This window comes from Microbacterium sp. NPDC055599, assembly GCF_053618975.1.
Map to the genome: position 1 here is coordinate 58,769 of NZ_JBSHIM010000005.1, position 19,854 is coordinate 78,622.

General features: G+C 68.9%; 22 protein-coding genes. 5 read left to right on the forward strand and 17 right to left on the reverse strand.

Going from position 1 to position 19,854, the window contains the following annotated elements:
• Positions 1-2: 2 nt before the first annotated feature.
• Positions 3-1,514, reverse strand: coding sequence for a GTPase HflX (hflX, locus tag ACWGQ1_RS05995; protein WP_136034992.1), 1,512 nt, complete (start codon positions 1,512-1,514; stop codon positions 3-5).
• Positions 1,515-1,580: 66 nt separating this feature from the next.
• Between hflX and ACWGQ1_RS06000 the strand changes: the two genes are divergently transcribed.
• Entirely contained in the window at positions 1,581-2,222 is a 642-nt protein-coding gene (locus ACWGQ1_RS06000; RefSeq protein ID WP_136034994.1) for a class I SAM-dependent methyltransferase, read from the forward strand.
• Between the two features lie 8 nt (positions 2,223-2,230).
• On the opposite strand, the gene dapF is transcribed toward ACWGQ1_RS06000, so the two are convergent.
• The 13 genes from dapF to dapA all read right to left on the reverse strand — a co-directional run bounded on the left by dapF (position 2,231) and on the right by dapA (position 15,602).
• The gene (gene dapF / locus ACWGQ1_RS06005; RefSeq protein WP_136034996.1) at positions 2,231-3,103 is read right to left on the reverse strand and encodes a diaminopimelate epimerase; all 873 of its coding nucleotides are present in this window, start codon (positions 3,101-3,103) and stop codon (positions 2,231-2,233) included.
• 9 nt (positions 3,104-3,112) lie between these two features.
• Positions 3,113-3,661, reverse strand: coding sequence for a dihydrofolate reductase family protein (locus ACWGQ1_RS06010; RefSeq protein WP_136034998.1), 549 nt, complete (start codon positions 3,659-3,661; stop codon positions 3,113-3,115).
• A 32-nt stretch (positions 3,662-3,693) separates the two neighbouring features.
• Positions 3,694-4,605 carry a tRNA (adenosine(37)-N6)-dimethylallyltransferase MiaA gene (gene miaA, locus ACWGQ1_RS06015; RefSeq protein ID WP_452312535.1) on the reverse strand — a complete coding sequence of 304 codons (912 nt, stop codon included), beginning with the start codon at positions 4,603-4,605 and terminating at the stop codon, positions 3,694-3,696.
• Entirely contained in the window at positions 4,602-6,146 is a 1,545-nt protein-coding gene (miaB, locus tag ACWGQ1_RS06020) for a tRNA (N6-isopentenyl adenosine(37)-C2)-methylthiotransferase MiaB (RefSeq protein WP_136035003.1), read from the reverse strand. Before miaB ends, miaA begins: the two co-directional genes overlap by 4 nt.
• A gap of 47 nt (positions 6,147-6,193) precedes the next feature.
• Positions 6,194-6,934, reverse strand: a complete 741-nt coding sequence (locus ACWGQ1_RS06025) for a RecX family transcriptional regulator (RefSeq protein ID WP_452312536.1) — start codon at positions 6,932-6,934, stop codon at positions 6,194-6,196.
• A 113-nt stretch (positions 6,935-7,047) separates the two neighbouring features.
• Positions 7,048-8,094 (reverse strand): recombinase RecA, encoded by a 1,047-nt coding sequence (gene recA / locus ACWGQ1_RS06030; protein ID WP_136035007.1) that lies wholly within the window; start codon positions 8,092-8,094, stop codon positions 7,048-7,050.
• 271 nt (positions 8,095-8,365) lie between these two features.
• A complete protein-coding gene (locus tag ACWGQ1_RS06035) occupies positions 8,366-8,590 on the reverse strand; it encodes a DUF3046 domain-containing protein (RefSeq protein WP_136035009.1) in 225 nt (74 codons plus the stop codon).
• An 18-nt stretch (positions 8,591-8,608) separates the two neighbouring features.
• Positions 8,609-8,917, reverse strand: coding sequence for a helix-turn-helix domain-containing protein (locus ACWGQ1_RS06040; RefSeq protein ID WP_136036724.1), 309 nt, complete (start codon positions 8,915-8,917; stop codon positions 8,609-8,611).
• A gap of 120 nt (positions 8,918-9,037) precedes the next feature.
• A complete protein-coding gene (locus tag ACWGQ1_RS06045; RefSeq protein WP_452312537.1) occupies positions 9,038-9,547 on the reverse strand; it encodes a nicotinamide-nucleotide amidohydrolase family protein in 510 nt (169 codons plus the stop codon).
• The gene (gene pgsA / locus ACWGQ1_RS06050) at positions 9,544-10,119 is read right to left on the reverse strand and encodes a CDP-diacylglycerol--glycerol-3-phosphate 3-phosphatidyltransferase (protein WP_136046159.1); all 576 of its coding nucleotides are present in this window, start codon (positions 10,117-10,119) and stop codon (positions 9,544-9,546) included. The genes ACWGQ1_RS06045 and pgsA overlap by 4 nt, the downstream gene beginning before the upstream one ends.
• Positions 10,119-12,827 carry a DNA translocase FtsK 4TM domain-containing protein gene (locus ACWGQ1_RS06055; protein WP_452312538.1) on the reverse strand — a complete coding sequence of 903 codons (2,709 nt, stop codon included), beginning with the start codon at positions 12,825-12,827 and terminating at the stop codon, positions 10,119-10,121. The genes pgsA and ACWGQ1_RS06055 overlap by 1 nt, the downstream gene beginning before the upstream one ends.
• Before the next feature lie 67 nt (positions 12,828-12,894).
• Complete coding sequence (locus ACWGQ1_RS06060; protein ID WP_136036720.1) at positions 12,895-14,571, reverse strand: ribonuclease J; 1,677 nt, start codon at positions 14,569-14,571, stop codon at positions 12,895-12,897.
• A gap of 53 nt (positions 14,572-14,624) precedes the next feature.
• Positions 14,625-15,602: a 4-hydroxy-tetrahydrodipicolinate synthase gene (gene dapA, locus ACWGQ1_RS06065; protein WP_136035020.1), complete on the reverse strand. Its 978-nt coding sequence runs from the start codon at positions 15,600-15,602 to the stop codon at positions 14,625-14,627.
• Positions 15,603-15,661: 59 nt separating this feature from the next.
• Here dapA and ACWGQ1_RS06070 point away from each other — a divergent pair, with 59 nt between their 5' ends.
• On the forward strand, positions 15,662-16,201 hold the full coding sequence (locus ACWGQ1_RS06070) for an NUDIX domain-containing protein (RefSeq protein ID WP_136036719.1): 540 nt from the start codon (positions 15,662-15,664) through the stop codon (positions 16,199-16,201).
• 5 nt (positions 16,202-16,206) lie between these two features.
• Here ACWGQ1_RS06070 and ACWGQ1_RS06075 read toward each other — a convergent pair whose 3' ends face one another.
• The 3 genes from ACWGQ1_RS06075 to ACWGQ1_RS06085 are packed head-to-tail and all read right to left on the reverse strand — an operon-like array spanning position 16,207 to position 18,250.
• Positions 16,207-16,968, reverse strand: a complete 762-nt coding sequence (locus ACWGQ1_RS06075) for an SDR family NAD(P)-dependent oxidoreductase (protein WP_136036718.1) — start codon at positions 16,966-16,968, stop codon at positions 16,207-16,209.
• Positions 16,968-17,444: a dihydrofolate reductase gene (locus tag ACWGQ1_RS06080; RefSeq protein ID WP_136036717.1), complete on the reverse strand. Its 477-nt coding sequence runs from the start codon at positions 17,442-17,444 to the stop codon at positions 16,968-16,970. Before ACWGQ1_RS06080 ends, ACWGQ1_RS06075 begins: the two co-directional genes overlap by 1 nt.
• Positions 17,441-18,250, reverse strand: a complete 810-nt coding sequence (locus tag ACWGQ1_RS06085; protein WP_136036716.1) for a thymidylate synthase — start codon at positions 18,248-18,250, stop codon at positions 17,441-17,443. The genes ACWGQ1_RS06080 and ACWGQ1_RS06085 overlap by 4 nt, the downstream gene beginning before the upstream one ends.
• A gap of 115 nt (positions 18,251-18,365) precedes the next feature.
• On the opposite strand from ACWGQ1_RS06085, the gene ACWGQ1_RS06090 reads away from it, so the two are divergent.
• From ACWGQ1_RS06090 to ACWGQ1_RS06100, 3 genes are all read left to right on the forward strand, one after another.
• A complete protein-coding gene (locus ACWGQ1_RS06090; protein WP_136036715.1) occupies positions 18,366-18,776 on the forward strand; it encodes a thioredoxin family protein in 411 nt (136 codons plus the stop codon).
• A 17-nt stretch (positions 18,777-18,793) separates the two neighbouring features.
• On the forward strand, positions 18,794-19,321 hold the full coding sequence (locus tag ACWGQ1_RS06095; RefSeq protein ID WP_136036714.1) for a DUF4395 domain-containing protein: 528 nt from the start codon (positions 18,794-18,796) through the stop codon (positions 19,319-19,321).
• 84 nt (positions 19,322-19,405) lie between these two features.
• A complete protein-coding gene (locus ACWGQ1_RS06100) occupies positions 19,406-19,831 on the forward strand; it encodes an OsmC family peroxiredoxin (RefSeq protein ID WP_136035033.1) in 426 nt (141 codons plus the stop codon).
• Positions 19,832-19,854: the final 23 nt, after the last annotated feature.

A 19,854-nucleotide genomic window follows, 5' to 3' on the forward strand; every position in this document is an offset into this window, starting at 1 on the left:
GCTCACCCCTCCGCGACGAACGGCGCCAGCTCGGCCGCCAGACGTTCGGACACCCGGGCGTGCACGGCGCTTCCCTGCTCCTGATGCTCGACGGAGAGCAGCATGCCCGTCTCGTGGATCGCGGCGACGAGGTCGCCCCGGTCGTACGGGACCACCGCACGAATCTCGACCGCGGGCTGGGGCAGCGCCGCCTCGATCGCGGACCGCAGCTCGTCGATGCCCTCCCCTGAGCGCGACGACACGAAGTGCGCGTGCGGCTCCAGGCCGCGCAGCACGAGACGCTCATCCTCGGGGATCAGGTCGGCCTTGTTGAAGACCACGATCTCCGGCAGGTCGCGCACCCCGACGTCGCCCATCACGTCGCGAACCGTCTGCAGCTGGCCGGCCGGGTCGGGGTGCGACCCGTCGACGACGTGCAGCACGACATCGGCGTCGCCGACCTCTTCCAGCGTGGAGCGGAAAGCCTCGACCAGCTGGTGCGGCAGGTTCCGCACGAAACCCACCGTGTCGGTGAGGGTGTAGACACGGCCGTCCTCGGTCGCCGATCGGCGCACGGTCGCGTCGAGGGTGGCGAAAAGGGCGTTCTCGACGAGCACGCCGGCGCTCGTCAGGGCGTTCAGGAGGCTGGACTTGCCGGCGTTGGTGTAGCCCGCGATCGCGACGGAGGGAATCGTGTTGCGCTTGCGCTCGGCCCGCTTGGCCTCGCGAGCCGGCGCGAAGTCGCGGATCTGCTTGCGCAGCAGCGCCATCTTCGTGCGGATGCGGCGACGATCCAGCTCGATCTTCGTCTCACCCGGGCCGCGCGATCCCATCCCCGCGCCGCCTGCGCCGACCTGCCCACCGGCCTGGCGGCTCATGGACTCACCCCATCCGCGCAGCCGCGGAAGGAGGTACTCGAGCTGCGCGAGCTCGACCTGGGCCTTGCCCTCGCGGCTCTTCGCGTGCTGGCTGAAGATGTCGAGGATCACGGTCGTGCGGTCGATCACCTTGACCTTGACGACGTCTTCGAGGGCGCGACGCTGGCTGGGCGCCAGTTCGGTATCCGCGATGACGGTGTCTGCCCCGACCGCGGCCACGATGTCCTTCAGCTCCTGCGCCTTGCCTCGTCCGAGGTAGGTCGCGGCGTCCGGGTGGGGCCTCCGCTGCAGCACGCCGTCCAGGACCACGGCACCCGCCGTCTCGGCCAGCGCGGCCAGCTCGCGCAGCGAGTTCTCCGCGTCTTCCTGCGCCCCCTGCGGGTACACGCCCACCAGCACGACGTTCTCGAGCCGTAGCTGTCGGTACTCGACCTCGGTGACGTCTTCCAGTTCGGTCGAGAGTCCGGCCACGCGACGCAGCGCATGCCGATCTTCGAGGTCCCACTGCTGACCGTCGGTCTGCGAGTGCGCAGCCGTGGCCTCGTCCTGCAGGGCCTGGGCGGCGCCGAAGACGCGGACCTCCGATCGCTTCTCCGCGTTCGAAAGCACTCGGTCGACCGTCTGGTCGTCGGTGGAGGGGATCTTCGTCTCCGTCATCCGTTCCTGTCTCTGGTTTCCTCGCGAGCCTTAACCTTAGCCCGCACCGTCCGGTACGCTCACCGTATGGGGTCCGACCACTACTTCACTGCGGCCCCGGCAAGCCCCGAGAACCTGCGCACGATCCGTGTATCCCTGGCAGGGCGCGAGCTGGAGATGACCACCGCCGGTGGGGTCTTCAGCCCGGATCGGCTCGATGCCGGAACCGCGGTCCTTCTCGCCAACACTCCGCCCGTTCCACCCGGCGGCCATCTTCTCGACCTCGGCAGCGGCTGGGGACCCATCGCCCTGTCGATGGCTCTGGCTTCACCGCACGCCACCGTCTGGGCGGTGGACGTGAATGAACGTGCGCTCGACCTCGTGCGTCGCAATGCTTCCGCGCTCGGCCTCACCAATGTCAACGCCGCGCTGCCCGGAGATGTTCCCGACGACGTGACCTTCCGCACCATCCGCTCCAACCCGCCGATCCGCGTGGGGAAGAACGAGCTCCACGGGCTTCTCGAACGGTGGATCCCCCGGCTCGACGAGCGCAGCGATGCCTGGCTCGTGGTGCAGCGCAATCTGGGTGCCGACTCCCTGCAGCGGTGGATCGCCAGCACGTTCCACCCCGGCTTCAGCGTCTTCCGCACCGCGACCGGCAAGGGCTACCGCATCCTGAAGGTCCGCAAGCACGGCACGCCACCGACGGAGCCGATCGCGCTGGTCTGATCCGCGCCTCAGAGCAGGTCGATCTCACCCTGGAAGACCAGCTGCGCAGGCCCGGAGAGCGCGACGTGCTCGCCGTCCTCCGCCGGGAACATCCGCACGGCCAGTGTGCCACCGGGCACCTCGACCTGCCAGTTGTTCGGCGCCTGCGCACCCGCCCAGTACCGCACGGCGAGGGCCGTCGCCGCGACACCGGTTCCGCAGCTGAGCGTCTCGCCGACGCCGCGCTCGGAGACCCGCATGCGCACATGGCCGATGCCGTCGCGGACCAGGGGTTCACCCGGGACGACGAACTCGACGTTGGCGCCCGCAGGAAGGGCGGGTTCGAGCTCGGGTGCACGCGTGAGCTCGAGCAGCGCGAGTTCGGCCTCGGATGCCAGCGCGACCACGACGTGCGGGTTGCCCAGATCGATGCCGAGGCCGGGGCGGGTCACGGTGAGCCCATCCGCACGGACGAGTGGGTCGTCGCCCGACAGGCGCCACGCCCCAAGGTCGACCTGGTAGCCGTTCGCGCTGCGGGTCACGTCGCGCACTCCGGCCCTGGTACCGATCGGCAGCGTCGCGCCCTGCTCGATACTCGCGAGACCGGAACGCACCAGATAGTGCACGAACACGCGGATCCCGTTGCCGCACATCTCCGCGACCGAGCCGTCGGCGTTGCGATAGTCCATGAACCACTCCGCGGCGGGCTCTTCCGCCAGCGCCGCAGCGCCCTCCGGAAGGGACGCGGAGCGGACGACCCGCAGGACCCCGTCTGCGCCGATGCCGAAGTGGCGGTCGCAGAGCACAGCCACCTGCTCCTGTGACAGAGGCAGCTGCCCATCGGGGTCGGCGATGATGATGAAGTCGTTGCCGGTGCCGTGCCCCTTGGTGAATGCGACCATGCTCCCAGTCTAGGGACGGTTCGTTCCCCCCTCGTCGCGGACGACGCGATAACGCCCGCACAGGAAGCTGCGGTTGCGCGCGACCTCGAGCAACTCCAGATCGAGTCGACGAGGAAGAAGCGGTGCACCTGACCCGAGGGTGACCGGGGCGTATTGCACCCAGACCTCGTCGAGAAGCCCGGCGTCGGCGAACTGCCCGGCGACGTCTCCCCCGCCGACGATCCAGACATCGCGGCCCTCCGCCGCCGCCACCGCGCGGGCATGCACTTCGCTCACGGAGTCGCTGGTGAGTTCGACGGCCGCCCCCGTGGGCAGCTCGAGGTCGCGGTGCGTGAGCACCCACGTCGGCTGGGTGTACCCCCACCGTCCCTCCTCGTGCCGCATCACCCATTCGTAGGTGGACGCCCCCATCACGAGGGCGCCGACGTTCTTCTCGAACGACGGGTACGCCATCGGCCCCTCCAGATCGATGTCCTGGCTCAGCAGCCAGTCGAGTGAATGGTCGAGCGTGGCGATGAACCCATCGAGACTGGAGGCGGTGTAGAAGTGAGTGGCCATGCGCGCAGTCTTGCACCGGGCACCGACACTCGTCAGTCGGCGAGAAGCTGCTCCGCGGAGGTCGGCACGTCGTGCCACTCGAGCTGCGGGTAACGCTTGAACCACGACACCTGACGGCGGGCGTACCGGCGGGTGAGGGCCTGCGTCTCCGCGATCGCCTCCGCCTCCGTGAGCCGGCCGTCCAACTGTCCCAGCGCCTGGGCGTAGCCGATCGCGCGGGAAGCCGTGGTGCCGCCCTCCAGGCCACGCCCACGGAGACTCTCGGCCTCCGCCACCAGCCCCTGCGCCCACATGCGGTCGACCCGGTCGTTCAGCCGGCGCACGAGCGGCTCGCGGTCCAGGCGCAGGCCGATGATCCGCGTCTGCGGCATCCACAGCGTCGGCGCATCGGGAAGCGCTGCCCCGTGCGTAGCACTCCCCTGTTCCACCACTTCGAGCGCACGGATGACCCGTCGGCTGTTCCTGGGGTCCACGCGCTCCGCCGTGGTCGGATCGAGGAGCCGCAGTCGCTCGAGCAACGGCGTGATCCCCTCGGCCTCGAACTCGAGCTCCAGCCGCCTCCGCACCGCCGGGTCTCGCGGCGGGAAGTCGAAGTCGAAGATCACGCTGGAGACGTACAGACCCGAGCCGCCGACCAGGATGGCGTCTCCGCCGCGCTCCTGGATGTCGCGCACCGCGGCACGCGCCAGCGGCTGATACCAAGCGGCAGCAGCATCCTGCGTGACCTCTCGCACGTCGAGGAGATGATGGGGAATGCCACGACGGTCGGCGGCCGGCAACTTCGCCGTGCCGATGTCCATGCCGCGATACACCTGCATCGCGTCGGCGTTGATGATCTCGGCCGGGTTGCCCTGACGCCGCAGCGCTTCGGCCAGGTCCAGGGCGAGGTCGCTCTTGCCCGTGCCCGTGGCACCGACGATCGCCCAGAGTCGCGGCGCGGTCACACGCCGACGCGCAGCGTCGGAAGCCCGAGCGACACGGCGCTCGACCCGCTCGCACTCGGTGACGGCACCGCGCACGACTCCGCCTGCGAGCGGTCCCAGGCATCTCCGCCCCGTGTCCGGCGGATGCGCAGAGGCGCGCCGGTGGGGTCATCGGCCAGCAGGTGGAACGGCGCGGCGTGCGTGACCGTCACCGTGACGACGTCACCCGGGCGCGGAAGCTCCGACCCCGGCGGGACCTCGAAGTGCACGAGACGGTTGTCCTCGCCTCGGCCCGTCAGGCGGTGGGTCTCGGCGTCCTTCTTGCCCTCCCCGGTCGACACGAGCACCTCGATCTCGCGGCCGACCTGCTTCTGGTTCTCTTCCAGCGAGATGCGCTCCTGCAGTGCGATCAAGCGATCGTAGCGGGCCTGCACCACGGCCTTCGGAACCTGATCCGCCATCGTCGCCGCCGGTGTGCCCTCCCGGATCGAGTACTGGAACGTGAAGGCTCCGGAGAAGCGTGCCTGCTCGACCACCCGCATCGTGTCTTCGAAGTCCTCCTCGGTCTCACCCGGGAACCCGACGATGATGTCGGTCGTGATGGCCGCGTGCGGGATGCGTGCCCGCACCCGGTCGAGGATGCCCAGGAAACGCTCGCTGCGGTACGAACGCCGCATGGCCTTGAGGATGCGGTCGCTGCCCGACTGGAGCGGCATGTGCAGCTGCGGCATCACGCTCGGTGTCTCGGCCATCGCGTCGATCACGTCGTCGGTGAAGGCGGCCGGATGCGGACTCGTGAATCGGATCCGCTCCAGGCCCTCGATCTGCCCGGCCGCGCGCAGCAGCTTGCCGAAGGCCTGGCGGTCTCCGAACTCCACACCATACGAGTTGACGTTCTGGCCGAGCAGGGTGACCTCGATCGCGCCGTCCTCGACCAGCAGCCGGATCTCGTTGAGGATGTCGCCCGGGCGGCGGTCCTTCTCCTTGCCACGAAGGCTCGGAACGATGCAGAACGTGCAGGTGTTGTTGCAGCCGACCGAGATCGACACCCAACCGCTGTGGGCGGAGTCGCGCTTGGTGGGAAGCGTGGACGGGAACACCTCGAGCGACTCGAGGATCTCCAGCTCCGCGTCTCCGTTGTGGCGGGCGCGCTCGAGGAGGCCGGGCAGGGAGCCCATGTTGTGCGTTCCGAAGACGACATCGACCCACGGCGCCTTGTCGAGCACCGCCTGCTTGTCCATCTGTGCGAGACAGCCACCGACGGCGATCTGCATGCCCGCCTTCCGACGCTTCACCGCGGCGAGGTGTCCGAGAGTGCCGTACAACTTGCCCGCCGCATTGTCGCGCACGGCGCAGGTGTTGATGATGACGACGTCGGCTTCACTGCCCGCGGGCGCAGGGACGTAGCCCGCGCTCTCGAGCGAACCGGACAGCCGCTCGGAGTCGTGCACGTTCATCTGGCACCCGAAGGTACGCACCTCATACGATCGCTGTCGCCCGTCGTCGTCGACGGCCGCCGATGAGGCGCTGATGATCGTCGGTTCACTGCGGGGGATAGTCATGATCTGTCCATTGTACGAGCCCCGTCACCGCGCTCAGGGCGGCGCCCTCAGTCGGAATCCACGAAGCGCACGCCGGACCCGGAACCACCGGACGACGCCTCGCGCAGCGCCGTCTTGGCGGCGGTCATCGCGACCGATCCGGCATAACCACGCCGCGCCAGCTGACCCGTGAGGCGACGAAGCGCCGTGTCGGCGTCGAGTCGGCTGAGAGACCGCGCCTTGGTGCGAGCGAACTCCAGCGCCCGCTCCGCATCGTCGTCAGGGAGTTCCTCCAGCGCCGCATGGATCACCTCTCGCGGGATCCCGCGCTGGGCGAGCGCGCGGGACAGCGCGACACGCCCCTGCCCCTTGCGTTCGGCGCCCGAGGTCACGAGCATCTCGGCGAGCACCGCGTCGTCGAGGTAACCGCGACGGCAGAAATCCTCGATCAGGTCGTCGACGTCGTTCGCCTCCACCCCGTGGCCTCTCAAGACCAGACGCGCTTCGGAGACGGACAACGAGCGGGTGCGAAGCTTGCGGAGCAGAGATTCTTCGGCCGCGACACGGACCTCCTCCGTGGTGGGACCGTCCTCTTCTCCCCGCTCGGCATCCGCCCCGCCGAGCGTCCCCTCGTCGATCGCGCGCAGCCGAGGGACCGGGGTGCCCGCTGTCGATCGCCCGCGTCGACCGCGTGCGGGATGCCGTTCGCTCGGCGTGCCCGCGTCGGGTTCCTGCGGGAAGTCGGACGGCGCCTGATGCCAGGTCGAGCGCCACGACGCGGCGCCGTCAGTCGATGCCGGCGCGTCCACCCCCGAATGATCGGGCGGGGTAGGCCGTCGTGAGGGCTGCCGAGACGGCGCCCCTCCGAAGAGCGGGATGATGGGGGCGATCCGTTCCGGATCGCCCCCACGCTGCTCGTTCATCAGGCCGGGCGACGCTCAGCGAGCTCGTCCGCAGACGCGGGCGCGGGCTGCGCACCGATGCCGAGCTTCTGCTTGATCTGCGTCTCGATGGCGAGGGCGATGTCGGGGTTGTTGAGAAGGAACGTGCGCGCGTTCTCCTTGCCCTGCCCCAGCTGGTCGCCGTCGTAGGTGTACCAGGAGCCAGACTTCTTGACGATCCCGTGCTCCACGCCGAAGTCGATCAGGCTGCCCTCGCGAGAGATCCCCACGCCGTAGAGGATGTCAAACTCCGCCTGCTTGAACGGCGGGGCCATCTTGTTCTTGACGATCTTGACCCGCGTACGGTTGCCGACGGCGTCGGTTCCGTCTTTGAGGGTCTCGATCCGTCGGATGTCCATGCGCACGGAGGCGTAGAACTTGAGCGCCTTTCCACCGGCGGTGGTCTCGGGCGATCCGAAGAAGACGCCGATCTTCTCGCGCAGCTGGTTGATGAAGATCATCGTGGTGTTGGTCTGGTTGAGCCCACCCGTCAGCTTGCGCAGCGCCTGCGACATGAGCCGGGCCTGCAGACCCACGTGGGAGTCGCCCATCTCACCCTCGATCTCGGCTCGCGGCACGAGGGCCGCGACCGAGTCGACGACGATGAGATCGATGGCACCGGACCGCACGAGCATGTCGGCGATCTCCAGCGCCTGCTCACCGGTGTCCGGCTGCGACACCAGCAGGGAGTCGATGTCGACGCCCAGCTTCGCGGCGTAGTCGGGGTCGAGCGCGTGCTCCGCGTCGATGAACGCCGCGATACCGCCCGCGCGCTGCGCATTGGCGATGGCGTGCAGGGTGAGTGTGGTCTTACCCGAGGACTCCGGGCCGTAGATCTCCACGATGCGGCCACGCGGCAGCCCTCCGACCCCAAGGGCGACGTCGAGGGCGATGGAGCCGGTGGGGATGACTGCCACGGGGGCGCGCTCATCGCTGCCCAGCCGCATGACCGAGCCCTTTCCGAATTGACGGTCGATCTGCGCGAGGGCGGTCTCGAGGGACTTCTCGCGGTCGGCGGGTGATGGCATGGTGTGCTCCTTCTGCGCGTGTGATGCCGCCTGTAGGCTGTCGCGGCTCTTCCGGCTGGAAGGAACTCTCCGACAAGGCGTGTGGCTTCTTCAGCCTGGTCCTCACGCTAGGACGAGCCACCGACATTGCATCGGCCCACCCGAGGTCTGTGATGATCCAGGCATCGAAACCACTTGTGCAGAAGACTACGCCCGGTTCGAACAGATTTTCGACAACAGCGCAACGCGGCGTGTCGGAGTTCCGCACACCCCGGAGCACGAGAGCAGCAACTCAGCGGCTCCGCGGCTCCAGCCGTCCGACGCCATGCCGCCGAGACAGCGGAACATCCATCTCCTCGCACAGGGCGAGCCAGATCTCCCGGGGCGGCACGCCGTCCGCCAGTGCTTCGCTCGCGGTACGGCCGTTGACCGCCGTCAGACTGAGGTCGTTCACCAGTGACGGCCCTCGCGCCTGGAACTCCGCGTCGACGGCGCGAAGGAATTCGCTACGTCGCATCGTCACCCGGCCGAGTGGTCAGTGCAGCGAGAGCTCGGGCTCGACCGAGGCGACCAGATCGTCGGGAACGACGTCGGGGAAGACCTGGATGCCCTCGAGGACGGAGATGCGATCCCCGACCTCGCGCATGATGGTGGAGATGGGAACGTCGAGGGCCTCCGCGACCGAGGCGAGGATCTCGCTCGACGCCTCCTTCTGTCCGCGTTCGACCTCGCTGAGGTAGCCGAGCGCGACGGACGCCTTGCTTGCGACCTGCCGGAGGGTGCGCCCCTTCTGCAAGCGGAAGTCCCTCAGCACATCGCCGATTTCCTGTCGTACAAGAATCATCGGAACCTCCTCCCCATGTGTTCGATCGAGGTTCCCCTCGAAGAGACAGCCAGTCTAGCCCTCCTGGCCTGCACAGAATCTACCCTTGCACTCTGTGGTTTGAATGTGAGCACATCGGTATCAACCTTCGGCTGTCGGCTCGTATTCCCCGACCGCCTCAGCCAGCATTCGCACCAGCATCGCCACCGACTGCGCGCGCACCGCCGCTCGGTCGCCGTCGAAGACGAACGCCTCCGTGCGAGTGCCCTCCGGAGTGACGACGCCCAGATGGACGGTCCCGACCGGCTGACCGTCCGACGACTGCGGCCCGGCGATCCCGGTGGTGGAGATACCGACGTCCGCCGACCGTCCGTCGACGGCGACGGCGTGGCGAACCCCCTCGGCCATCTGCCGCGCCACCTCGGGATGGACGGGTCCCTGTGTCGCGAGCAGCTCGGCGTCCACCCCGAGCAGCGAATGCTTGACCGGCGTCGCATACGCGACCACGCCGCCGAGGAGAACGACGGAGGCTCCGGGAACGGCGACCAGCGCCGCGCAGACCGCGCCGCCGGTCAGCGACTCGGCGACCCCGAGCGTCCAGCCGCGCGCGCGCAGGGCGCCCACGACCATCTCAGGGGTGAACGACGTCATGACCGCTGTCGCGAACCGCGTACCTGCGCCACGATGTAGTCGATTCCGCTGACCACCGTGAGGACGAGCACGATCAGCATGAGCACGAAGGTGATGGTCGTCCACGGACCGAGACCGATCCACACGTGAAGCGGCAACAACGCCCAGCCGAGGGCCACGCCCTGGAACGCGGTCTTGATCTTGCCCATCCAGGCGGCAGCGACGACATGCTCGCTCGCGACCACCAGACGATGGATCGTGATACCCCACTCGCGGACGAGGATCACGATCACGATCCACCAGTTGACCTCGCCCAGAATGGCCAGCCCGATGAAGCCGGCCCCCGTGAGGAGCTTGTCGGCGATCGGATCCCACAGCTTCCCGAAGTCGCTCACAATGTCGTAGCGACGCGCGAGATACCCGTCGACCCAGTCGGTCGAGATGGCCACGATGAAGAGGATGCCGGCGATCCAACGCACCACCGGATCCGGGATTCCATAGGTGCCACCGAGGAGCAGGAGAACGAAGAAGACCACCGCGAGCGGGATCCGCGCCACCGTGATCGCGTTGGGGAGCTGCCGGGGAATGGCCATCAGTCGCGTCCCGTCAGGCCCCAGGCGTCTTCATCGCCTTCCGCCTCCACGACCGGAAGCCCGTCGTACTGCCCCGCGATCGGGTCGCGCTCGCGCGACGGAGGTGCGGCGGCCGGTGCGCCGGCGCTCGGAGCGGACGCGGGCACGTCCTCGCCGCGAAGGCGAGCCATGACCTGCGGCAGCTGCTCCGGGGTGGCCAGCACGTCGCGGGCCTTCGACCCCTCCGACGGGCCGACGACCTCACGCGACTCGAGCAGATCCATGAGCCGGCCGGCCTTCGCGAACCCGACACGGAGCTTGCGCTGCAGCATCGACGTCGATCCGAACTGCGACGAGATGATGAGCTCGGCCGCGGCGAGGAGGAGCTCGAGGTCGTCGCCGATGTCCTCGTCGACCTCTTTCTTCTTGCTCGGCTCCATCGCCTCCTGCACATCGGCGCGGTACTCCGGTCGAGCCTGACGCGTGACGTGCTTGACGACGGCGTCGATCTCCTTCTCGTCCACCCAGGCACCCTGCAGGCGGAAGGGCTTCGACGAGCCCATCGGCGAGAAGAGCGCGTCTCCCTGACCGATCAGCTTGTCGGCGCCGGGGCTGTCGAGGATCACGCGGCTGTCGGTGACGCTCGTGACCGCGAACGCGAGCCGGGACGGCACGTTGGCCTTGATGAGACCGGTGACGACGTCGACGCTCGGACGCTGCGTGGCGAGCACCAGGTGGATGCCGGACGCGCGAGCGAGCTGCGTGATGCGCACGATCGAGTCCTCGACGTCACGAGGGGCGACCATCATGAGGTCGGCGAGCTCGTCAACGACGACCAGCAGGTACGGGTACGGCTTGAGAACCCGCTCGCTGCCGACCGGCACCTCGACCTCACCGGCGCGGACGGCACGGTTGAAGTCGTCGATGTGACGGAAGCCGAACGACGCGAGGTCGTCGTACCGCATGTCCATCTCCTTCACGACCCACTGCAGCGCCTCGGCCGCCTTCTTCGGGTTCGTGATGATGGGCGTGATCAGGTGCGGCACCCCGGCATAGCTCGTGAGCTCCACGCGCTTCGGGTCGATCAGCACCATGCGCACATCCGCCGGGCGAGCGCGCATCAGCAGACTCGTGATCATCGAGTTCACGAAGCTCGATTTACCCGAGCCGGTGGAGCCGGCGACGAGGAGGTGCGGCATCTTGGCGAGGTTCGCGACGACGAAGTTGCCACCGACGTCTTTGCCGACGCCGATCGTGAGCGGGTGAGTGCTCTTCTGCGCTGCGGCGGAACGTAGCACGTCGCCGAGGGCCACCGTCTCCCGGTCGGTGTTCGGGATCTCGATGCCGATCGCGCTCTTGCCAGGGATCGGAGAGAGGATGCGGACGTCGTTCGAGGCGACGGCGTAGGCGAAGTTGTTGCTGAGCTGCAGGATCTTCTCGACCTTGACGCCGTGACCGACCTCGACCTCGTACTGCGTGACCGTCGGGCCGCGCGAGAAGCCGGTGACCTTCGCGTCGACCTTGAACTGGTCGAGGACGCTGGTGATCTGCTCGACGATGCGGTCGTTCGCGTCGGAACGCGCGACCGAGGGCGGCCCCTCGGAGAGCACGCCGGGCGACGGAAGGATGTACGGAGCGACCGGAGCCTGTGGCCCCCGCTCCCCCGGCCCTTCGGTACCGAAGCCGTCGAGCCCAGGGAGCTCGGGCATCTCGCCCGTGTCGGACTCGTCGTCGAGGAGGGCCGTGGTCTGCTGCTCAGCGAGGGAGTCGGCGATGGACCGGACGTCGGAGAGCACCTCAGTGGCTGCCTCCGAAGGATTGGCGACCGTGATCGCCTGGTCGTACGCGGGCGTCGGCTCGTTCGTGGTGAGCAGTGCCGTGATGTCGTCGGAACCGAGCGTCCCCTCGTCCGGATCCTCCTCGCGGCCCGTCTTGTTCCGGCGCCACCAGGGCAGCACGTCGGGATCGTCGACCTTGTCGGCCTCGTCGATCGCCGCCGCGTCCTTCGTCGGCTTCTCCGGGCGCTCCGCGTCGAACATCCACGCGTAGAGGTCGCCGAGACGCGAACCGATGCGGTTCGGCGGAGTCTTGGTCAGGATCAGGATGCTGAGGACGACCAGCAGCGACAGCAGCACGTAGGCGGGGATGTCGGTGAGGTAGGAGACCGGCTGTCCGAGGAGCCAGCCGAGGAGACCGCCCGATTCGCTCAGAGCCGGCATCCCCTGGTTCGGATGGGGCCGCGGTCCGGCCACATGGAAGATCGCCGACAGCGCCAGCACGAACAGGCCGAAGCCGATCCCGATGCGCCCGTTGTCGTGCACGGAGGACGGGTGCCGGAAGAGCCAGCCGGCCAGGAGGAGCAACAGCACCGGCATGATGAACGCGACCCGGCCGACGAACAGACCGACCGAATAGGCGCTGATGTTCGCCGCGATCTCGTTGCCGATGAAGAACCACTCGTTGACGGCGCCCAGCACCGCCAGGATCACCAGGAAGAACGGGAAGCCGTCGCGACGGTCGTCCTTCTCGAGCGTCTCCGGCCCGAACGCACGGAAGAGACCGCCGACCGCGTGCGCCAGGCCGTTCCAGGCGCGGACGGCGACCGGAGGCTTGTCCGCTTCGTCGACGTACTTCTTGGGTGCCGGCGCCGCCTTGGAAGCCGACTGCCGCTTGGGGCGCGACGACGCGGTCGTCGACGCGCGCTCGGTCTTCGTGGTGCTCCTGGCCATGCTCCCACGCTACGTCCAACAGCCGACATCTCCGTGCAATGACCCGGCTTTCCGCGGCTATCCGGGGTCAGGCCTCGATGACGAGGGGCACGATCATCGGACGGCGACGGAGCTTCTGGTTGACCCAGCGGCCGATCGTGCGGCGCACGACCTGGGAGAGGGCGTGCGTGTCGCGCACGCCGTTGCCCGAAGCCTCCTTGAGCGCGGCGACGATCTTCGGCGCGACGTCGTCGAAGACCGAGTCGTCCTCCGCCACGCCGCGGGCGTGGATCTCGGGGCCGGAGATGATGCGACCGGTCGCCGCGTCCACCACGACGATGACCGAGATGAACCCCTCCTCGCCCAGGATCCGCCGGTCCTTCAGATCCGCGTCGGTGATCTCGCCCACCGTGGAGCCGTCCACATACACGAACCCGAGATCGAGCTGTCCGCTCACGCGGGCCACGCCGTCCTTGAGGTCGATCACGGTGCCGTTGGAGGCGATGATCGTGTTCTCCTCCGGGATGCCCGTGTCCTGGGCGAGCTTGGCGTTGGCGATCAGGTGGCGGTACTCCCCGTGCACCGGGAGGACGTTCTTCGGCTTGAGGATGTTGTAGCAGTAGAGCAGCTCGCCCGCCGCCGCGTGGCCGGACACGTGCACCCGCGCGTTCGCCTTGTGGACCACGTTCGCGCCGAGCTTCGTGAGACCGTCGATCACACGGTAGACCGCGTTCTCGTTGCCAGGGATGAGGCTCGAGGCGAGGATGACCGTATCGCCCTCGCTCACCTCGATCGCGTGGTCGAGGTTCGCCATGCGGCTGAGCACCGCCATCGGCTCGCCCTGCGACCCCGTCGACATGTAGACGATCTGCTCGTCGGGCAGGTCGCGGGCCTTCTTGAAGTCGATCAGCACGCCCGCGGGCACCTTGAGGTAGCCGAGCTGCTCGGCGATGGTCATGTTGCGCACCATGCTGCGACCGAGGAAGGCGACGCGCCGTCCGTGCGCGTGCGCGGCGTCGATCACCTGCTGCACGCGGTGCACGTGGCTGGAAAAGCTGGCGACGATGACGCGGCGCGGGGCCTTGCCGATGACCTGGTCGAGGACCGGCCCGATCGAGCGCTCGGTCGGGGTGAACCCGGGGACGTCGGCGTTCGTGGAGTCGACGAGGAAGAGGTCGACGCCCTCCTCCCCCAGCCGCGAGAACGCGCGCAGGTCGGTGATGCGGCCGTCCAGCGGCAGCTGATCCATCTTGAAGTCGCCCGTCGCGAGCACCATGCCCGCCGGCGTGCGGATCGCGACGGCGAGTGCGTCGGGGATGGAGTGGTTGACGGCCACGAACTCGAGGTCGAACGGCCCGACCCTCTCCTTCTGCCCCTCCTTGACGGTGAGGGTGAACGCCTTGATGCGGTGCTCCTTGAGCTTCGCCTCGACGAGCGCGAGCGTCAGGCCGGAGCCGATCAGGGGGATGTCGCTCTTCAGGCGCAGCAGGTACGGCACGGCGCCGATGTGGTCCTCGTGCCCGTGCGTGAGCACCACGCCGACGATGTCGTCGAGACGGTCGCGGATGGGCTCGAAGTCGGGCAGGATCAGGTCGACGCCGGGCTGGTGCTCCTCGGGGAACAGCACGCCGCAATCGACGATCAGGATCTTGCCGTCGTACTCGAACACGGTCATGTTGCGGCCGACCTCGCCGAGGCCGCCGACCGGGATGACCCGCAGCGTTCCTTCGTCGAGAGCGTACGGTTCGGCCAGGGGAATGGACATGCTGTCTCCTCAGTCGGACACTTCGCGCGTCCGTTCGTTCATGGGGACGCGACTCAGCGCGTCGTGCCGTGCACCTTCGGCAGGGCGCCGCCCGCGGCCGCGTTGCGGTCGGGACGGAAGTTCGAGAAGTCCGCACCGGGAACCCCGGCGACCAGATCGAGCTCGTCCTCGATCAGCGCGGCCTCCCACTCCTCCGGGCCCACCAGAGGCAGCCGGACGCGCGGGCTCGAGATGCGACCGAGCCCGTGCAGGATGTACTTCGCCGCGACCGTGCCGGGGACGTGCGTCATGACGGCGCGCACCAGAGGCTCGAGGCGCTTGTGCTCGGCGGTGGCGGTGGCGAGGTCGCCCCGGTTCACCGCATCCACGATCGTGCGGTAGGGCGTGGCCGTGATGTTGGCCGTGACCCCGATGAGCCCTGTCGCACCGATCGCGAGATGCGGCAGGACGTTCGCGTCATCGCCCGAGAAGTACATCAGATCGGTCTGGTTGAGCACGCGGCTCACCTCGGAGAAGTCTCCCTTGGCGTCCTTCACGGCGAGGATGTTCGGGTGCTTCGCGAGGCGGAGGATCGTCTCGTACTTGATCGGAACGCCCGTACGACCGGGGATGTCGTACAGGATGACCGGAAGGTCCGTGGCGTCCGCGACGAGGCGGAAGTGCGTCAGGATACCGGCCTGCGTCGGCTTGTTGTAGTACGGCGTGACGATCATGATGCCGTCGGCACCGGCCTTCTCGCTGGCCTTGTAGAGCTCGATCGCGTGCGCGGTCTCGTTCGATCCACCGCCGGTGATGATCTTGGCGCGGCCGGCGGAGACCGACTTGCCGACCTCGACCAGCTTCAGCTTCTCGGGGTCCGTCAGGGTCGAGGTCTCGCCGGTCGTTCCCGTCACGACGATGCCGTCCGCTCCCGCGGTGATCACGTCATCGATGTGCTTCTCGACGGCGGGCCAGTCGACTTCGCCGTCGGCCGTCATCGGAGTGACGAGCGCGACGAGAACCTGTCCGAAAGGGTTGCCCGAGTGCGTCATGACACCAGCGTATCGGGTCACGTGGCGCGGCCGCGGACCGCGCCGCCTAGGCTCACGCCATGGGATGGATCACGCACGCGTCGCGCCTCGCCTACGAGAACCCCTGGATCCGCGTACGCGAGGACCAGGTCACCGGTCCGAGCGGCCGAGGGATCTACGGCGTCGTCGAGATGCAGCACCCCGCCGTGTTCGTGGTCGCGGTCGACGCCGACGACCGCGTCTGCCTCGTCACTCTTGACCGGTACACCGTGGGGCCGTCGCTCGAGATCCCTGCGGGGGGCACCGACGGCGAAGAACCGCTCGTGGCCGCCCGCCGCGAGTTCCTCGAGGAGACCGGTCACACGGCCGACGACTGGACCGAGCTCGGCACCATGAACGCCCTCAACGGGATCGCCGTCGCGACGGAGCACGTGTTCCTGGCACGCGCGATCCGTCGTGTGGACGAAGCGACCGGCACCCGGGCCGAGGAGGGCATCGAGTCGGTCTCGTGGGTGCCGTTCGCCGACGCCCTCGCGATGATCACGGATGGACGGATCACCGATGGAGAGACCATCGCCGCCCTCGCCCTGGCCGGCATCCGGCTCGGACGCTTCGGCTGAGACCGTCAGACGCGCCCGCGCCGCGCCACGGCGGAGGTCAGCGACTGCGGGAGCACGCGGGCGACCGCGACAACGACCTTGTAGCGGAGGGACGGGATCGACACGGGCTTCCCACGGGCGGCATCGCGAAGACCGGTGCGCACCACCGACGGGGCGTCGAGCCACAGGAGACCCGGAACCCCCTCCTGCCCCGCCGCGAGGCCCATGCGCTCGTGGAAGGACGTGTGCGTGAAGCCGGGGCAGAGCGCCGTGACCGTCACGCCGTCGCGCGCGTACTCCGCGTTCGCCCAGCGGCTGAAGCCGATCAGCCACGCCTTGCATGCCGAGTATGTCGACCGGGAGATGAACCCGGCGACCGACGCGACGTTGATGATGCGTCCTCCGCGGCCGCGCATGCTCTGGAGTGCGGCGTGCATGAGGCGCATCGATGCCTCCACGTGGACGCGCAGGTGCCGCACTTCGTCGTCGATGTCGTTGTCCGCGAACTGCAACGGCAGTCCGAAGCCGGCGTTGTTCACGAGCAGATCGACCGGATCGGACGTGTCCCGCAGGCGCTCGGCGACGCGCGAGACGCCCTCCTCCTCCGACAGGTCGGCGACGAGCACCTCGACCGCGACGCCATACTCGCTGCGCAGCTCCGCCGCGAGGGCCTCGAGCGCGTCGGCCGAGCGGGCGACCAGGATGAGGTCTCCCCGACGTCGGGCGAGCTGACGCGCGAACTCCGCGCCGAGGCCGGCGCTGGCTCCCGTGATGAGTGCGGTGGGCATCAGCGCTCGTATCCCAGGAAGCGATACCGCACGCCCGTGCGCGAGGTCTGCCACTCCCCCTCGTCCACGAGCCGCCACCCCGTCGTCGGAGGCGCGAACGCGTCGCCGTCGACGTCGAGGTCGATCTCGGTGACCTCGAGCCTGTCGGCGTCGCCGATCACCTGGCGGAAGATCTCCGCCCCTCCGATGATCCACACCCTGTCGCGGCCGCGCACGGCCTCGGCCACGGTCGCGGCACGGGAGGCCCCGTCCGCCGCCCAGTCCTGCTGGCGCGTGACGACGAGGTTGTCGCGCCCGGGGAGCGGCCGGAACCGCTCGGGCAGCGAATCCCAGGTCTTGCGCCCCATGATCACGGGCGCTCCGTGCGTGATCTCCTTGAAGTGCGCCAGATCTTCGGGAACGTGCCACGGCATGCCGCCCTCGGCGCCGATCACCCCGCCGTGGGCCTGCGCCCAGATCAGCCCGACCCAGGTCATACCGCCACCGCCGCCCTGATCGGCGCGTGGTGCTGATAGTCCTCCACCACGAAGTCCTCGTAGCGGTAGTCGAAGATCGATTCCGGGGTGCGGGCGAAGCGCAGCGTCGGATACGGGAAGGGCTCCCTCGTCAGCTGCTCGCGCACCTGGTCGACGTGGTTGTCGTACACGTGGCAGTCGCCGCCCGTCCAGACGAAGTCGCCCGGTTCCAGCCCGACCTGCTGCGCGATCATCATCGTCAGCAGGGCATAGGACGCGATGTTGAAGGGCACGCCGAGGAACATGTCGGCGCTGCGCTGGTACAGCTGGCAGGAGAGCTTGCCGTCGGCCACGTAGAACTGGAACAGGGCGTGACACGGCGCGAGAGCCATGTCCGGGATGGCGGCGGGGTTCCACGCCGACACGATCAGGCGTCGCGAGTCCGGGGTGCGACGGATCTGCTCGATCACCTCGGACAGCTGGTCGATGCTGCCCCCGTCCGGGGTGGGCCACGAACGCCATTGCACGCCGTACACGGGTCCGAGGTCACCCTCCGCGTCCGCCCACTCGTCCCAGATCGTCACGCCGTTCTCCTGCAGCCAGCCGACGTTGGAGTCGCCGCGGAGGAACCAGAGCAACTCGTAGGCGATCGACTTGAAGTGCACGCGCTTGGTCGTGATCAGCGGGAAGCCCTGGGAGAGGTCGAACCGGATCTGACGGCCGAAGACGCTGGTGGTCCCGGTGCCGGTGCGATCGCTCTTGTGCGTCCCCGTCTCGAGGACGTCGCGGAGCAGGTCTTCGTACGGGGTCGGGACGGGGGCGCTCATGGGAGTCAGGATACCCGGCCCGCTCGCCCCGAGGGCGGATCTGCGCTGTGCCGCCGGGGCGTCATCCGCGGAAACATGCGGGCCCGCATGACTCGCGCGCGCTTAGTCTCGACGCATGTCGCCCGTGCTCGCCCTCGCCGTCGTGGCGGTGCTGCTCGGCGCCGCGGTCGTCGCGGGCGCCGTGCTGCGCCACCGCGAGGGCGCTCAGCGCCGCGCCGGAGTCGTCCGGTTCGATCCTGCCGACGCGGGGACTCCACTCGGGCAACGCGCGACACTCGTGCAGTTCAGCACCGAGCTGTGCGCGAAGTGCCCACAGGTCCGTCGACTCCTGGGCAGCTACGCCGCGGAACAGGACGGACTGCGCCACGTCGAGATCGACCTCACCACGCGTCCCGACCTCGCCAGCCGCTACCGCGTGCTGCAGACCCCGACCACCCTCGTGGTGGACGGCAGTGGCGAGGTCGTCGCCCGTTTCCACGGCGTGCCGCAGCGGCACGCCCTCACTGACGCCGTCGCTGCGGCGTGACCACACCCGGAGGTCTCATGTCCGCTCCCGCCGGCATCGACCCGCGAGGACCACGGTTCGCCGCGACGATCACCAGCGTCCTGCTGCTCATCGCCACGTTCCTGGCGCTGACCGGCGTCTCCACCCACCGGACCGAGCCCGCGGGCGACTGGGCGATCGTCACCGCCTCGCCCCTCGAGCGACTGACCGACCCCGGCTTCCTGGTCGCGCTCGTGATCGCTCTGCTCTTCCTCTGGAGCGTCGTGTCACCGCGGACCGCGCCATGGGGTGCGCTGTTCCGCAGCGTCGTCCGCCCGCGCCTCCCGCCACCCTCCGAGCTGGAGGACCCGCGACCTCCACGGTTCGCGCAGGGGGTCGGGCTGGTCGTGGTCGGTGTCGGCCTCGTCCTGCACCTCACGGGAGTCCCCTGGGCGCTGCCGGTCGCCACCGCGGCGGCCTTCGTCGCCGCGTTCCTGAACGCCGCGTTCTCGTTCTGCCTGGGCTGCCAGCTCTACCTGGTCCTCCAGCGCACCGGCCTGCTCGGACGGAACACGAGGCCCGCCTGACCCGGTTCCCCGGCGACCGGCGGCTCGATAGGCTGGCCCGGAGCGCCGCTGCTCACCCCGCAGCGCGAGAACCGGAGGACCCCCATGCCCGTCACCAGTGAAGCCGCCGCCACGTGGACCGGATCGCTCACCGAGGGATCGGGGACGGTCGCGTTCTCGTCGTCGCACCTCGGCACCTTCCCGCTCGACTGGAAGGCCCGCAGCGAAGGCAGCGACACCACCACCACTCCGGAGGAGCTGATCGCCGCAGCCCACGCCTCGTGCTTCAGCATGGCGCTGTCGCACGCACTCGCCGAGAACGGCACGCCCCCGGAGCGCGTCAACACCAGTGCCTCCGTCACGTTCAAGCCCGGTGTCGGCATCACCGGCAGCCACCTCAACGTGAACGCCGTGGTGCCCGGCCTGACCCCGGCCGCGTTCCAGGAGATCGCCGAGGGTGCCAAGACCGGCTGCCCGGTGTCGCAGGCGCTGGCCGGGATCGACATCACCCTCGAGGCCACTCTCGCCTGATCGTCCAGGCGGCGGGCATCCGA